Source organism: Nocardiopsis ansamitocini (assembly GCF_030268225.1).
Classification (GTDB): Bacteria; Actinomycetota; Actinomycetes; order Streptosporangiales; family Streptosporangiaceae; genus Nocardiopsis_D; species Nocardiopsis_D ansamitocini.
The window spans coordinates 225,965-240,393 of record NZ_BSQG01000003.1 but is presented as its reverse complement, the minus strand read 5'-3'; the positions used below and the strand labels follow the sequence as shown (position 1 = coordinate 240,393).

Below are 14,429 nucleotides of genomic sequence, written 5' to 3'. Positions count from 1 at the left end.
GCTCTCCATCAACGGGGTCACATCCGAAAGACGCCGAAGCCGTCGGCTCCGCGGACCGGGGCGTTGTGCACAGCGGACAGGCACAGGCCGAGCACGGTACGGGTGTCGCGGGGGTCGATGACTCCGTCGTCGTAGAGCCGGCCGGACAGGAAGGCCGGCAGGGATTCCGATTCCACCTGGGCCTCGACCATGGCGCGCATGGCCGCGTCGGCATCGTCGTCATAGGGGTTCCCCTTGGCCAGCGCGGACCGGCGGGCCACGATGGACAGCACTCCGGCCAACTGGGCCGGCCCCATGACAGCGGACTTGGCGCTGGGCCAGGCGAAGAGGAAGCGGGGGTCGTAGGCGCGCCCGCACATGCCGTAGTGGCCGGCGCCGTAGGAGGCGCCCATCAGGACCGACAGGTGCGGGACCCCGCTGTTCGCGACGGCGTTGATCATCATTGCGCCGTGCTTGATGATGCCGCCGCGCTCGTATTCGCGGCCCACCATGTAGCCGGTGGTGTTGTGCAGGAAGATCAGTGGGGTGTCGGCGGCGTTGGCGAGCTGGACGAACTGGGCGGCCTTCTGCGCCTCGGCGCTGAAGAGAACGCCCTGGGCGTTGGCGAGGATGCCGACGGGGTAGCCGTGCAGGCGGGCCCACCCCGTGACCAGGCTCGCACCGTAGAGCGGCTTGACCTCGTCGAAGTCGGAGTCGTCCACGACACGGGCGATCACCTCGCGCGGGTCGAAGGGAACCTTGAGGTCACCGGGGACCACGCCGAGCAGCTCCTCGGGGTCGGCGCGCGGTGGGTGGACGGGCCGCCGCGGGCGGTCAGGCGTGCGTTGACCGAGTCGGGCGACGATGCGCCGGGCGACACGGATGGCGTCGGGTTCGTCCGCGGCGAGATGGTCGGCCAGTCCCGACTCGCGGGCGTGCATACGCGCCCCGCCCAGGGACTCGTCGTCGCTGTCTTCCCCGGTGGCCATCTTGACCAGGGGCGGACCGCCCAGAAAGACCGTGGAGCGCCGGTCGACGAGTACGACGTGGTCGCTCATCCCCGGTACGTAGGCACCGCCGGCGGTGGAGTTGCCGAAGACGACGGCGATGGTGGGGATCTTGTCGGCGGAGAGGCGGGTGAGGTCGCGGAACAGGCGTCCGCCCGGAATGAAGATCTCTTTCTGGCTGGGCAGGTCCGCACCGCCGGACTCCACCAGGTTGATCAGGGGCAGCCGGTTCTGGGCGGCGATGTCCATGGCCCGGAAGGTCTTCTTGACGGTCCAGGGGTTGCTGGAGCCGCCCCGAACGGTCGGGTCGCTGGCCACGATGACGCACTCGACCCCCTCGACCACGCCGACCCCGGTGACCACGCTGGCGCCGACCGGATAGTCGCTTCCCCATGCGGCCAGCGGCGACAGTTCCAGGAAGGGCGAGTCGGGGTCGAGGAGGAGTTCGATCCGTTCGCGGGCGGTGAGCTTGCCGCGTCCGCGGTGGCGGCGCACGTACTTCTCCCCGCCCCCGGCCAGTGCTTTGGCGTGCTCGGTGTCGAGTGCGGCGAGTTTGTCCAGCATGGCGGTGCGGTTGGCCGCGTAGTCGCCGCTAGTGGGGTCGAGGGTCGAGCGCAGGACGGTCACCGGGCGAGCTCCTCAGGGACGTCGACGTGGCGGGCGCGCAGCCACTCGCCCAGGCCCTTTGCCTGTGGGTCGAAACGGGCCCGGGCGGCTGCGCCTTCGCCGAGCAGGTCGTCGACCACGAAGGCGAGCGCGTGCAGACGGGGGAAGAGGTGCCGACGGATCGGCAGTTCGGCCGTCTCGGGCAGCAGTTCGCGCAGCCGCTGGACGGTGAGGGTGTGTGCCAACCAGGGCCAGGCCCGTTCGTGTCGGGCCCAGACCCCGAGGGTGGCGGAGCCGCCCTTGTCCCCGCTGCGGGCGCCGGTGAGACGGCCCAGCGGAACGGATCGGGTGGCGGAAGAAGAGGGCCGGTAGGGCGGTGGCGTGGGTTGGGGGAGCTCGGCGAGAGGGCGGGTCTCCCGGGGCCCGGCGATGGGGACACGCTCGCCGTCGGCCAGCACCACAACCTGTTCCACGAGCTCGGAGGCGAGATAGCCGGCGTGGTAGACGCCGTAGGGTGCGGCGTCGGCCGGAGGGGCGAGGACGTGGAAGCCCGGATAGGAGGCGAGCGCCAACTCGACGGCTGCGGCTGTGAACGGGCGCCCCACCGCTGCGCGTTCGGGGTCCTTGGCCTCGCAGTGCAGCAGCGCGCTGGCCTGCTGTTCGGTGGCCGCGTCGGGCTGGTCGGTACGGGCCAGGGTCCAGCGGAGTTCGGCTGGGGCGTCGGCGCCCAGCGCGGTCTCCAACTGTTCGCGCACGAGTGCGGCCTTGGCGGGGATCTCCAGGCCGGTGAGCACGAAGACGGCTTCGTTGCGCCAGCCGCCGATGCGGTTGAGACAGACCTTGGTGTCGGGGGGCGGGGCCTCGCCGCGGACGGGGTGGACGCGGACCCGGTCGGGCCCCTGCTGGGCGAGCTCGACGGTGTCGAAGCGGGCGGTGACGTCGGGGCCTGCGTAGCGGGGCCCCTGGATCTCGTAGAGCAGTTGGGCGGTGACGGTACCGGTGGTGACCGCCCCGCCGGTGCCGGGGTGTTTGGTGATGACGGAGGAACCGTCGGCGTGGACCTCGGCGATGGGAAAACCCGGATGCCGGAGGTCGCGGTCGGGGCCGAGGTCGGTGAAGAGGGCGTAGTTGCCGCCGGTGGCCTGGGCGCCGCACTCGATGATGTGTCCGGCCACGACCGCGCCGGCGAGGGCGTCGTAGTCGGTGCGCCGCCAGCCGAAGTGGGCCGCGGCGGGTCCCACGACGAGTGAGGCGTCGGTGACGCGGCCGGTGACGACGATGTCGGCCCCGGTGTCGAGTGCGTGGGCGATGCCCCAGGCGCCCAGGTAGGCGTTGGCGGTGAGGGGCCGGCCGAACCCGAGTTCCACGGCCCGGGGCAGTAGGTCGTCGCCCTCGACGTGGGCGATCCGCGGCTGCAATCCCAGGCGGGCTGCGATGGCGCGTAGTTCGGCGGCCAGGCCGCCGGGATTGAGTCCGCCGGCGTTGGTGACGATGGTGACCCCCCGCTCCAGGGCGAGACCCATGCAGTCCTCCATCTGGCGGACGAAGGTGCGCGCGTACCCGCGCGCGGGGTCTTTGCGACGGTCCCTGCCGAGGATGAGCATCGTGAGTTCGGCCAGGTAATCACCGGTGAGCACGTCGAGTTCGCCATCGGTGAGCATCTCGTGCACGGCGTCGATGCGGTCGCCGTAGAACCCTGAGGCGTTGCCGATGCGCAGTGGCGTGCCGGTCATGGGCACGAGGGTGACACGGCGCGTCCGACAAAACAAGCATGCGTGCCGGTTTTTATCGCGGACCGCCCGGAGCGCCGGAACTTCGGACGGCGACCGCCGCCGGCGGGCTCGGACTACTCCGGGGGCCGGACCACCGGGCGGTGGACGACCTCGTCGATGACCGTCAGGGTCTGGGTGGCCGTCACACCGGGGAGCGCCTGGAGCCGGGTGAGAATGAGATCGCGGAGCTGATGGGTGTCGGCGACCCGGACGAGCAACACGATATCGGCGGAACCGACCACGTACCAGCAGTACTCGACCTCCGGGTAGGACGAGAGCACCTCCCGGTTGGCGCGCCAGTCGGGCTGACTGCCCGAGATCAGCACCAGGGCGGTGACGCCCAGACCCATCTTCACGTGGTCGGTGACCACCGAGTATCCGCGGATCACCCCGTCGTCGGTGAGCCGTTTGATCCGGTTGTAGGCCGTGGCCCGGGAGACGTTCGCCATGGCGGCGACCTCGGTGATGCCGGTCCGGGCGTCATCGGCGAGCGCGCCGATGATGGTGGTGTCGGTGGCGTCGGGAAGCCGCCCCGGACGTTGCTGCTCGCCGTTGGCCATGTCCGCGCTCCAAGCCGCTAGATGTCTCGTAATGAAATATCAGAATTATTGATGCTGCGTCTATTTGCTTCTCAATTGCCGAGACGAAAAATCATTATGAAGCGCTTTCCCGACAAAAACAGGGCACACCGCCGACGCGCCCGCACACAACCGTTCCACCACTCTCCCGAATCGGAAAGTGACGCACCGTACTCATTCTTTCGGCGGGCATCCGGATTTTCTGCCCCGCCCGCGATCGGCCCCGACGGGAGTCGACCACCCTTGACGGCCGACTCCCGCCATGGCCTGGCCCGACAGAACCATGTCCCCCTCCGGGCGCACGGGGCGACAGCGGCACCACAGACCCGATCGGCAGCTCCCGAAAAGGCCGACCTTTTTTCTTTACACTCGCGAAACAGAGGCATCCCCCTCGTTCAACCCACCACAGTTCCAGCAATTTTTATTCACCCTCACGCCAGCGGGGGGCGATTTTCGGCGCACCCTTTATTCGTCACACGGATCCGCCCGCCGCCTGTCGGTCGAATCGAACTGGCAGCATTTTCCTCCCGGCGACCGACCCCCTCCCCATCCCCCTCTGCACCCCCGATCTCGACGGTTGGCCAAGGGGTGAGCAGAGTGTTGCGTTTACCCGCCAGCACTCCCCAATATTTTAGACATTTAAGAACGAAAATCAGCAGATAGGAACTTTACGTATCGACTCCTGGTCGCAATCTAGCGAAAGTGTCAACTCTTCCGCACACTGATGCATACCGGCAACGCCGGACCAGAGCTCGTCTCGCCCCGGTCACGAGGGAGTCGCCCGACATGCACGCCGAGAAGACCGCGCAGGGCATCGAAACCGGTGCGGGAACGCTGGCACCCGAAACGTTGCGCACGCTCTATCGCCACATGCTCGCCGCACGGATGCTGGACGGCGAAGCGATCGCCCTCCAGCGCCAGGGCGTATTCCCCGCCTACGTATCGCTGCACGGGCAGGAAGCCGCGCAGGTCGGCAGCGCCGCAGCCCTGGACCCCGAACACGATTTCGCCTTCCCCACCTATCGCGAGCTGGCCGTGGCCGTCACGATGGGCGTGGACCTGGTCGGCTATCTGGCCAGCCACCGTGCCCTGTGGCACGGCGGGCTCTACGACCCGATCGCCTCGCGGTTCTCCTGCCTCAACGCCGTCGTGGGCGGCCCCGTCCCCCACGCGGTGGGCTGGGCGCTGGGCGAACGGCTGCGCGGCGGCCCCGGTTGCGCGATCGCCTACTTCGGTGACGGCGCCAGCTCCGAGGGCGACGTCCACGAGGCGATGAACTTCGCGGGGGTCTTCGGCTCCCCGGTGGTCTTCTTCTGCCAGAACAACCAGTGGGCACTGTCGGTGCCCAACTCCGCCCAGGTGGCCGGCGGCTCCATAGCGGCGCGCGGTGCCGGATACGGGATGCCCGGGGTCACCGTGGACGGCCAGGACGTGGTCGCGGTGTTCGAGGCGACCCGGGCAGCGCTGGAACGCGCCCGCGCCGGTGGCGGTCCCACCGTGATCGAGGCGCTGACCTACCGGGTCAATCCGCACTCCACCTCCGATGACGCCGGTCGCTATCGCGATCCGGCCGAGGAACTGCGCTGGCGCGAACGCGATCCGCTGCTCCTGATGCGACGCGCCCTGGAACGGGACAAACACGCCAACGCCGACTTCTTCACCGATGTGGAGGACCGGGTGCGCGCGGAGTGCGTGCGCGTCCGCGACGAGGTGAGCGTACTGCCGCCCCCCGATGGCTCGGACATGTTCGCCCACGTCTACCGCGAGCCCACCGAGGAGCTGCGCCGCCAGCACCGGGTCTGGCGCGACGAGGTCGAGCAATGACCCCCGTTTCTGGACGGAACCGTCCCCCAGCCCCGGCAAGCCCGAACTCCCCGGCCAGAGAGGGCAGCGTGTCATGACCGAGCTCGCGACCACCCCCGCGTCAGCAGACGCGACCGCTTCCGAACACTCCATGCAGCAGGCCATCAACGCGGCGCTGCGCACTCTTCTCGCCGAGGACCCCGCGACGCTCGTCTTCGGCGAGGACGTCGGACGGCTCGGCGGCGTCTTCCGGGTGACCGACGGTCTCCAGGCGGAGTTCGGCGACCAGCGTGTTTTCGACACCCCGTTGGCGGAGTCAGGCATCGTCGGGCTGGCCGTCGGCCTGGCCATGAACGGCTGGCGCCCCGTCCCGGAACTGCAGTTCGACGGGTTCGCCTACCCGGCGGTCGATCAGATCGTCAACCAGGTGGCGCGCATGCACTACCGCTCCAGGGGGGCCGCGCCGATGCCGATCACCCTGCGCCTGCCCAGTTTCGGCGGCATCCAGGCCCCCGAGCACCACGGTGAGAGCCTGGAGGCCCTGTTCGCGCACGTCCCCGGGTTGAAGGTGTGTTCGCCCTCGGACCCCGCCGATGCCTACCGGCTGCTGTTGCAGTCGGTGCGTGCCGACGATCCGGTGGTCTACCTGGAGCCCAAGGCCCGTTACTGGAATCGCTCCCCCGGCGCGCTGACCGAACCCGACCTGCCGATCGGGGCGAGCCGGGTGGTGCGCGAGGGGCGCCACGCCACGCTGGTGGCGTGGGGGGCGATGGTGCACCACTGCCTGCGGGTGGCCGAGTTCGCCGCGGAGGACGGGGTGGAACTGGAGGTGCTGGACCTCCGCTGGTTGAAGCCGATCGACACCGCGGGACTGACCGCGTCGGTGCGGCGTACCGGGCGGGTCGTCGTGGTGCACGAGGCGCCCTTGACCGCCGGCCTCGGCGGGGAGATCGCGGCCCTGGTCCAGGAGCACGCCTTCCGGGACCTGCGTGCACCCGTGCAGCGGGTCACCGGGTTCGACGTGCCCTATCCGGCGGGGCCGCTGGAACCGCAGTACCTGCCCAACGCCGATCGGGTCCTGCTCGCGGTCCAGCGCACGCTGGAGTTCTGAGCACGACCCGGTCGGCCCCACCTGTTAGTGACGACAAGGAGTCCCGATGAGCGAAACCGCGGGTCCCGGCGGCGCGGAGCGCACGTTCGCCCTTCCCGATCTCGGTGAGGGGCTGGTCGAGGCCACCGTCCTGGAATGGCTGGTGCGCGCCGGCGAGCACATCGAGCGCAACCAGCCCCTGGTGGAGCTGGAGACCAGCAAGTCCGCGGTGGAGATCCCCTCGCCGCACAGCGGGACCGTCGCCAGGCTGCACGCCGCGGAGGGGGAGGTGCTGGCGGTGGGCGCCGCACTGGTCACCTTCGAGGTCGAGGCATCCGCGGGGATCGTGGGGACCGTCCCGACCGAGGAACGACCCACCCGCCGGGTCCGTCTGCGACCGCCGTCCGAGTGAACCGCCCCCGCCCGCCCCGCCCGTGAGGATCTGCATGGACCGGACACTGCTCGACCCCGCGACCGGGGCTCCCCTCCTGCGCTACACCGTGGGCGGTGCCACCGCGCCGAGTGCCCCGACGGTGCTGCTGGTGCACGGATTCGGCTCCGACTTCGCGGCCAACTGGGTGCGCACCGGGTGGACGACGGCGCTGGAAGGTACGGGGCGCCGGTTCGTCGGAGTGGATCTGCCCGGGCACGGCCGCTCCCCCAAGCCCCACGTCCCTTCCCACTACTCCCCCGGATCGCTCGGCGACCTGCTGGCGCGGGTACTGGCCGAGTCGGGCGACGGACCCGCCGACGTCGTGGCGTATTCGATGGGCTCCCGGCTGGCCTGGCAGCTGGCGGTGGACCACCCCGCGTCGGTCCGCAGGATCGTGCTGGGCGGCTTCGGCCCCGAGGACGCCTTCGCCGGGACGGACCCCGACCGGCTGGGCGGAGAGGACGCGGGGCCCTTCGCCGCGGTGTTCGCCGCGGCGGCCGCCCTGCCCGGTGCGGACCCCACGGCCCTGGCTGCCTGCGCCAAGGGGCAGGCGCGAGAGCCCTACCGTCCCGTCCCCGCCCCGGCGGACGTCCCCGTGCTGCTGGTGGCCGGGGAGCTCGATCCGATCGCCGCGGGGGCGGAGGGGTTGGCGGCGGATCTTGCAGGGGCGGAGCTGCTACGGGTGCCCCGGCGCGACCACCGCACAGCCGTGTCGGCACAATCGTTCAAACGGGCCGCGGTGGCGTTCCTGGATCGTCCGGATCGGGGAGCGGGCACCGCTGCCGACTACACCGGGTAGCAACGCTTCGCAGCTCCCGGACGCTTCGACTTTGGTCACCCTGAGTGACCAGTCCGCGGGCGCGTCGCCGAGCCCCCGGCACGGCCCGCCCGGGGCCTCCTCGGTGGCCACCCCGAGGCCCCATGTCCGAACTGTGGCGATATGGGGTGTTTCTAATCACCCCGAGCGCCGACCTGGACACATCCCCCCTTTGGCAATAATTGCCGTTGCGGCCACCCCCGCCACCTGCCATGAAGGCCGAAATGTGAGCTGGACGACAACTCATTGGTAACGTCCGTTTCACTCCGCTCTCGCCTTCATAACAACCCACCTGTGGCGATTGGTGGCATTTGCACAAACGGATAGTGTCCGGCTGCATAACCCGGCGGTTCGCGCATCGCGAACCGGTCACGGGCTCGAAGGGGAGGAAGCGTGAAGCGCAACACAGTCGCCCGTCTCGGTGCGATGGCGGCAGCCGGGGTCTTGGCCCTGGCGATGACTGCCTGTGACAGCGGAAGCGGCACTGACGAGGGCACCGCCGGCGGAGACGGTGCCACGGCCGAGTCCGACATCCGCGTGGGCCTGGCCTACGACATCGGCGGCAAGGGCGACAAGTCCTTCAACGACTCCGCCTACCGCGGCCTGGAGCGGGTCAAGGACGAACTGGGCATCACCGACGCCCAGGACCTCGAGCCCACCGACGGCGAGCCCGAGTCGGCCAAGGAAGAGCGTCTGGCGCTCATGGCCGAAGAGGGCTACAACGTCGTCATCGCCGTCGGTTTCGCCTACGACGCGCCCGTGCGCGCCGTCGCCCCGGAGTTCCCCGACGTGCAGTTCGCGATCGTCGACTCCGAGATCGAGGACATCGACAACGTCACCAGCCTGGTCTTCACCGAGGAGCAGGCGTCCTTCCTCGCCGGCGCGGCCGCCGCACTCAAGAGCGAAGAGGACCACATCGGCTTCATCGGCGGCGTCGAGACCCCGCTGATCAAGAAGTTCGAGGCCGGCTACGCCGCCGGCGCCCAGGAGATCAACCCCGACATCACGATCGAGGTCGCCTACCTGACCCAGCCCCCGGACTTCGGCGGGTTCCAGGACCCCTCCCGCGGTGAGGCCACCGCCGAGGGCCAGTACGACGCCGGCGCCGACGTCATCTACCACGCGGCCGGCGCCTCGGGCAACGGCGTGCTGAACGCGGCCGAGGCCAAGGACAAGCTGTTCATCGGCGTCGACAGCGACCAGTACGAGGGCGCCTCCGACGCACAGAAGCCGTTCATCGTCACCTCCGCGCTCAAGGGTGTGGACACCGCGGTGTTCGAGTTCGTCAGCGGGATCGTGGACGGCAGTGCCGAAGGCGGCATCCAGCGCTTCGACCTCGCCAGCGGCGGCGTGGACTACGCCACGTCCAACAGCGAGGAGATCTCCGACATCCAGGGGGAGCTCGACGCGCTGAAGCAGCAGATCATCGACGGTGAGATCACGGTTCCGACCGCCCCCTGACCCACCGGCGTCGACGCCATCGCGGCGTCCCGTCTGCCCGTGGAGGGGAATGTGCCCTCACGGCAGCGGGACGCCGCTTCGCCGTTGCCCACCGGGCGGCGGCACCGGTCCCCCGCCCACGCGGATCCGCATCGGGCGGCCGGCGCCCGGACCGGCTCACAAGGCCGCCGGCCGCACCTTGACGAACTAGGAGTCGGATGAGCACGCATCCCGGCGACGGGGCCGCACCTCCCGCCGCCGTCGAGTTGCACGGGATCACCAAGCGGTTTCCCGGCGTCGTGGCCAACCACGACATCAACATCGCCGTCGGCGCGGGGACAGTGCACGCCATCGTGGGTGAGAACGGCGCAGGCAAGTCGACGCTGATGAAGACGCTGTACGGCATGCACCAACCCGACGAGGGCACCATCGCCATCGCCGGGAGCACGGTCCAGCTGAACTCCCCGTCGGAAGCCATCAAGCAGGGCATCGGCATGGTGCACCAGCACTTCATGCTCGCCGACAACCTCACCGTCCTGGAGAACGTCGTCCTCGGCGCGGAGCACCTCCACGGCATCGGAGCCAAGGCCCGCGCCACGATCACCCGGCTGTCGGCCCAGTACGGACTCGGTGTCGAGCCCGGCCGCCTCATGGAGGACCTGGGTGTCGGCGACCGCCAACGGGTGGAGATCCTGAAGGTCCTCTACCGGGGCGCGCGCATCATCATCCTCGACGAACCCACCGCCGTCCTGGTGCCGCAGGAGGTCGACGAACTCTTCGACAACCTCCGCGAGCTCAAGCAGGAGGGGCTGACCGTCATCTTCATCTCGCACAAGCTCGACGAGGTGCTCTCGGTCGCCGACGACATCACCGTCATCCGGCGCGGCACCACCGTGGCCACGGTGGACCCGGCCAACACCACCGCCCGCGAACTGGCCACCCTCATGGTCGGCGGCCAGCTCCCCGTCCCCGAGCTGCGCGAGTCCACCGTCACCGACCGGGTGGTGCTGGAGCTGGCCGACGTCACCGTGGAGTCGGCCCAGGACCGCACGGTCGTGGACGGCGTGAACCTGGCCATCCGCGCCGGGGAGATCGTGGGCATCGCCGGGGTCGAGGGCAACGGCCAGAGCGAGCTGATCGAGGCCGTCATGGGGATGCGCCCGGCCGCCAAGGGCCGCATCACCCTGGACGGTACCGACATCACCGGTTGGCAGACCCGCGCCATCCGCGAGGCCGGGGTCGGCTACGTCCCCGAGGACCGGCACCGCCACGGGCTGTTGTTGGAGTCCCCGCTGTGGGAGAATCGCGTCCTCGGCCACCAGACCCAGCGCCCCAACGCCAAGGGGCCACTCATCGACCGTGCGGGAGCACGCGCCGACACCCAGCGCATCGTCGAGGAGTTCGACGTGCGCACCCCCGGGATCGACGTGCAGGCCGACGCGCTCAGCGGAGGCAATCAGCAGAAGCTGATCGTGGGCCGCGAGATGAGCGGCTCCCCCAAGGTCGTCGTGGCCGCACACCCGACCCGGGGTGTGGACGTGGGTGCCCAGGCCGCCATCTGGGACCACCTGCGCGCCGCGCGCGCCCAGGGGCTCGCAGTACTGCTGATCTCCGCCGATCTGGACGAACTCATCGGAATGTCCGACACCCTGTACGTGATCCTGCGCGGAAGGCTGGTCGCCGAGGCCGACCCACGTTCGGTGACCCCCGAACAGCTCGGCTCGGCGATGACCGGTGCCGGGCTGGACCCGCGGGCCGCGAACGGCAACGACGCGGCCACGGAAAACGAGGCAGGAGCATGATCAAATCCCTCCCCGCACCCGCGGGAATCGCGGTCGCGGCCCTCTCCGCCGCCGCCGTCACCTTCCTTCTCGACCTTGCCTTACTGGCACCGGCCGCACTGGCCATCGGCGTGGCACTGGCCTTCGCCGTCCCGCTGCTGGCGGTCGGCTCCGATGCCGAGGACGCCACGACCGGCATCCACCGGCTCCTGGTCACGCCGATCGCGCTGGTGCTGTCGGTCCTGGTCGCCCTGTTGGCCGCGATCGTCCTCGACCTGTGGCTGATCGAACCGGTCGCCTACCCCGTCGGCGCGGCCGCCGGCGGGGCGGTGGCGGTACTGCTGTACCGCCGGCTGCCCACGCAGTTGGCGCTGGCCTTCGGCGCGGTCGCAGCGGCCGGTGTGCTGGCACTGGGCATCACCGCCCTGGTCCTCCTGGCCACCGGCGTCGAGGTGCTGCACACCTTCGAGCGGATGCTGAACTACGGCTCCCAGCCCAACAGCGTCGTGCAGATCCTCAACACCGGCACCACCTACTACCTGTCCGCGGTGGCCGTGGCCATCGGCTTCAAGATGAAGCTGTTCAACATCGGGGTGGACGGCCAGTACCGGCTCGCCGCGTTGTTGGCCGCGGCGGTGGGCGGCGCGTTCGTGCTTCCCCCCGTCCTGCACCAGATCGTGATCATCACCGTGGCGGTCGCCGTCGGCGGCTTCTGGGCCGGTATCGCCGGCTGGCTGAAGGTGACCCGCGGCGTGTCGGAGGTCATCTCCACGATCATGCTGAACGCGATCGCCACCGGCGTGACCGCCTACCTGCTCAACACCAACCGGCTCGCCGTCGAGTTGGGCACCAACAACATCGGGACCCGGCCCATCGCCGAATCCGGGTGGGTCCCGGGCATCCCCGCGGGTTTCATGGGCGCCACCCGCCCCATCTTCGGCCTGGTCCTGCTCGCCGTGGCGGTGGGCGTGGGCTACTGGTGGATGCTCAACCGCACCCGGTTCGGGTTCGAGCTGCGCGCCACCGGGCAGTCGGCGACCGCGGCCCAGGCCAGCGGCGTCAACGTGAAGAAGATGGTCGTGCTGTCCATGGTCATCTCCGGCATGGTGGCCGGACTGGTCGGGATGCCGCAGCTGCTGGGCTCGTCGCACTACTACGCGCTGGACTTCCCGCTGGGGCTGGGCTTCACCGGCATCGCGATCGCGCTGCTGGGCCGCAACCACCCGGTGGGGATCGCCGCCGCGGCGCTGTTCTGGGCCTTCCTCGACCAGTCGTCGCAAATCCTGGACATCGACGGCATCCCCAAGGAGATCGCCGTCGTCACGCAGGCCACGATGGTGCTGACCATCGTCGTGGTGTACGAACTGGTCCACCGTTGGGGCCGTCGCTACCAACAGCGCCAAGTCGGCAGGGAACTGGGCCGGGAGAAGGTGGCCGCGTCATGAGCCAGACCGTAGAAGTCGCGACGCCGGAGAAGAAACCGCCGCGCCGTGTCGTCACCCCCTGGCGCCTGGTCAGCCTCGGCGTCGCCGTGTTCGTGGCGCTGGCGGGCGTCCGGGTGATCACCGGGCAGAACGCGCTGACCGACTCGGGCACGATCCAGGCCAGCCTCGCCTTCGCGATTCCCATCGCGATGGCCGGACTGGGCGGCCTGTGGGCCGAGCGCGCCGGCATCATCAACATCGGCCTCGAAGGCATGATGGTGCTGGGCACCTGGGCCGGGGCGTTCGCCGCCTACAACACCGGCAGCCCGTGGGCGGGCCTGGTCGCAGGCGTCCTGGGCGGTGTCATCGGCGGTCTGCTGCACGCCGTGGCAACGGTGACCTTCGGGGTGGACCACATCGTCTCCGGTGTGGCGATCAACATCCTGGCCGTGGGCGCCATGCGCTACCTGTCCATCCTGTACTTCCAGGACCAGCCGGGCGGCGGTGCGGCCCAGTCGCCGCCGCTGCCGCGCTTCCCGCTCGTGGACCTGCCCTTCGTGTCGGGCCTGTTGGGTCCGCTGGAGGACAAGCGCTGGTTCCTCGTCTCGGACCTGGCCGGGCTCGTGCTGGGCCTGACGACCGGGATCTCCCTGTTGACCCTGGTCGCGATCCTGCTCATCCCGGCTTCCTACTACATCCTGTGGAAGACGCCGTTCGGACTGCGGCTGCGCTCGTGCGGCGAGAGCCCGGAGGCCGCGGAGTCCCTGGGTGTCTCGGTGTACCGCTACAAGTACGTCGCGGTGCTGGTCTCGGGTGGTCTCGCCGGGATGGGCGGTGTGTTCCTGGCAATGGTGTCCTCGTCCATCTACCAGGAGGGCCAGACCGGCGGGCGCGGCTACATCGGCCTGGCCGCGATGATCTTCGGCAACTGGCGGCCGGGCGGTCTGGCGATGGGCGCGGGCCTGTTCGGGTTCACCGACGCCCTCCAGGTCCGCGGCTCGGGTGCGGCGGTGCACGCGCTGCTGCTGCTGGTCGCCGCCGTCCTGGTGGCGGTCGCGATCTGGCAGTTCACCCGCGGCAAGCGGCTGAGCGCGGTCGTTTCGCTTGGGGTCGCGGCCCTGCTGGTGGTGTGGTGGGCGCTGACCGACACGCTGCCGCGCGAACTGGTCACCTACAGCCCGCACATCGCGACCCTGCTGGTGATGGCGTTGGCCACCCAGCGGCTGCGGCCCCCCGCGGCCGTGGGCCGGCAGTGGCGCCCGGGAGGCAAGTCGTGACGGGCCCGCACGAGGTCGACTGGCCGGGGCTGCGCGCCGCGGCGACGACCGCGATGCACGGCGCGTACGCGCCGTACTCGAATTTCCCGGTGGGCGCCGCGGCACTGGTGGACGACGGACGCACGGTGGTCGGCTGCAACGTGGAGAACGCCTCCTACGGGTTGGGGCTGTGCGCGGAGTGCGGCCTGGTCTCGGCGCTGCACGCCGGCGGGGGCGGGCGCCTGGTGGCGTTCGCCTGCGTGGACGGGGCGGGAAACGCCCTGATGCCGTGCGGACGCTGCCGCCAACTGCTCCACGAGCACGGCGGGACGCGGCTCCTGGTGGACACTCCCGAGGGCGTGCTGCCGTTGGGCGCACTCCTCCCGCAGGCGTTCGGGCCGGACGACCTCGACCGACCCCGATGAGATCGGACCAGGACACGG

General features: G+C 70.1%; 12 protein-coding genes. 9 read left to right on the top strand and 3 right to left on the bottom strand.

Annotated features, from left to right (window positions below; genetic code table 11):
* Nucleotides 1–17 precede the first annotated feature (17 nt).
* The 3 genes from QSJ59_RS10790 to QSJ59_RS10780 all read right to left on the bottom strand — a co-directional run bounded on the left by QSJ59_RS10790 (nucleotide 18) and on the right by QSJ59_RS10780 (nucleotide 3,924).
* Nucleotides 18–1,613, bottom strand: a complete 1,596-nt coding sequence (locus tag QSJ59_RS10790; RefSeq protein ID WP_285759129.1) for an acyl-CoA carboxylase subunit beta — start codon at nucleotides 1,611–1,613, stop codon at nucleotides 18–20.
* Nucleotides 1,610–3,325, bottom strand: a complete 1,716-nt coding sequence (locus tag QSJ59_RS10785; RefSeq protein WP_285759128.1) for an acyclic terpene utilization AtuA family protein — start codon at nucleotides 3,323–3,325, stop codon at nucleotides 1,610–1,612. Before QSJ59_RS10785 ends, QSJ59_RS10790 begins: the two co-directional genes overlap by 4 nt.
* Before the next feature lie 113 nt (nucleotides 3,326–3,438).
* Nucleotides 3,439–3,924 (bottom strand): Lrp/AsnC family transcriptional regulator, encoded by a 486-nt coding sequence (locus QSJ59_RS10780; protein WP_285759127.1) that lies wholly within the window; start codon nucleotides 3,922–3,924, stop codon nucleotides 3,439–3,441.
* Between the two features lie 804 nt (nucleotides 3,925–4,728).
* Here QSJ59_RS10780 and QSJ59_RS10775 point away from each other — a divergent pair.
* From QSJ59_RS10775 to QSJ59_RS10735, 9 genes are all read left to right on the top strand, one after another.
* Nucleotides 4,729–5,766 (top strand): thiamine pyrophosphate-dependent enzyme, encoded by a 1,038-nt coding sequence (locus tag QSJ59_RS10775; protein WP_432707464.1) that lies wholly within the window; start codon nucleotides 4,729–4,731, stop codon nucleotides 5,764–5,766.
* A 73-nt stretch (nucleotides 5,767–5,839) separates the two neighbouring features.
* Entirely contained in the window at nucleotides 5,840–6,856 is a 1,017-nt protein-coding gene (locus QSJ59_RS10770; RefSeq protein ID WP_285759125.1) for an alpha-ketoacid dehydrogenase subunit beta, read from the top strand.
* Nucleotides 6,857–6,902: 46 nt separating this feature from the next.
* Nucleotides 6,903–7,247, top strand: coding sequence for a biotin/lipoyl-containing protein (locus tag QSJ59_RS10765; protein WP_285759124.1), 345 nt, complete (start codon nucleotides 6,903–6,905; stop codon nucleotides 7,245–7,247).
* Between the two features lie 34 nt (nucleotides 7,248–7,281).
* A complete protein-coding gene (locus QSJ59_RS10760) occupies nucleotides 7,282–8,067 on the top strand; it encodes an alpha/beta fold hydrolase (RefSeq protein WP_285759123.1) in 786 nt (261 codons plus the stop codon).
* A 411-nt stretch (nucleotides 8,068–8,478) separates the two neighbouring features.
* Nucleotides 8,479–9,546: a BMP family lipoprotein gene (locus tag QSJ59_RS10755; protein WP_285759122.1), complete on the top strand. Its 1,068-nt coding sequence runs from the start codon at nucleotides 8,479–8,481 to the stop codon at nucleotides 9,544–9,546.
* A 197-nt stretch (nucleotides 9,547–9,743) separates the two neighbouring features.
* Nucleotides 9,744–11,327: an ABC transporter ATP-binding protein gene (locus QSJ59_RS10750; protein WP_285759121.1), complete on the top strand. Its 1,584-nt coding sequence runs from the start codon at nucleotides 9,744–9,746 to the stop codon at nucleotides 11,325–11,327.
* Complete coding sequence (locus QSJ59_RS10745; protein WP_285759120.1) at nucleotides 11,324–12,751, top strand: ABC transporter permease; 1,428 nt, start codon at nucleotides 11,324–11,326, stop codon at nucleotides 12,749–12,751. The genes QSJ59_RS10750 and QSJ59_RS10745 overlap by 4 nt, the downstream gene beginning before the upstream one ends.
* Nucleotides 12,748–14,007 (top strand): ABC transporter permease, encoded by a 1,260-nt coding sequence (locus QSJ59_RS10740; protein ID WP_285759118.1) that lies wholly within the window; start codon nucleotides 12,748–12,750, stop codon nucleotides 14,005–14,007. The genes QSJ59_RS10745 and QSJ59_RS10740 overlap by 4 nt, the downstream gene beginning before the upstream one ends.
* A complete protein-coding gene (locus QSJ59_RS10735) occupies nucleotides 14,004–14,411 on the top strand; it encodes a cytidine deaminase (RefSeq protein ID WP_285759116.1) in 408 nt (135 codons plus the stop codon). Before QSJ59_RS10740 ends, QSJ59_RS10735 begins: the two co-directional genes overlap by 4 nt.
* The last annotated feature ends 18 nt before the right edge of the window (nucleotides 14,412–14,429 follow it).

Bases quoted from the DNA above. Each gene is read 5' to 3' on its own strand.
- QSJ59_RS10785 (WP_285759128.1), bottom strand. From the start codon at position 3,325: ATGACCGGCACGCCACTGCGCATCGGCAACGCCTCAGGGTTCTACGGC.
- QSJ59_RS10780 (WP_285759127.1), bottom strand. From the start codon at position 3,924: ATGGCCAACGGCGAGCAGCAACGTCCGGGGCGGCTTCCCGACGCCACC.
- QSJ59_RS10775 (WP_432707464.1), top strand. From the start codon at position 4,729: ATGCACGCCGAGAAGACCGCGCAGGGCATCGAAACCGGTGCGGGAACG.
- QSJ59_RS10770 (WP_285759125.1), top strand. From the start codon at position 5,840: ATGACCGAGCTCGCGACCACCCCCGCGTCAGCAGACGCGACCGCTTCC.
- QSJ59_RS10765 (WP_285759124.1), top strand. From the start codon at position 6,903: ATGAGCGAAACCGCGGGTCCCGGCGGCGCGGAGCGCACGTTCGCCCTT.
- QSJ59_RS10760 (WP_285759123.1), top strand. From the start codon at position 7,282: ATGGACCGGACACTGCTCGACCCCGCGACCGGGGCTCCCCTCCTGCGC.
- QSJ59_RS10750 (WP_285759121.1), top strand. From the start codon at position 9,744: ATGAGCACGCATCCCGGCGACGGGGCCGCACCTCCCGCCGCCGTCGAG.
- QSJ59_RS10745 (WP_285759120.1), top strand. From the start codon at position 11,324: ATGATCAAATCCCTCCCCGCACCCGCGGGAATCGCGGTCGCGGCCCTC.
- QSJ59_RS10740 (WP_285759118.1), top strand. From the start codon at position 12,748: ATGAGCCAGACCGTAGAAGTCGCGACGCCGGAGAAGAAACCGCCGCGC.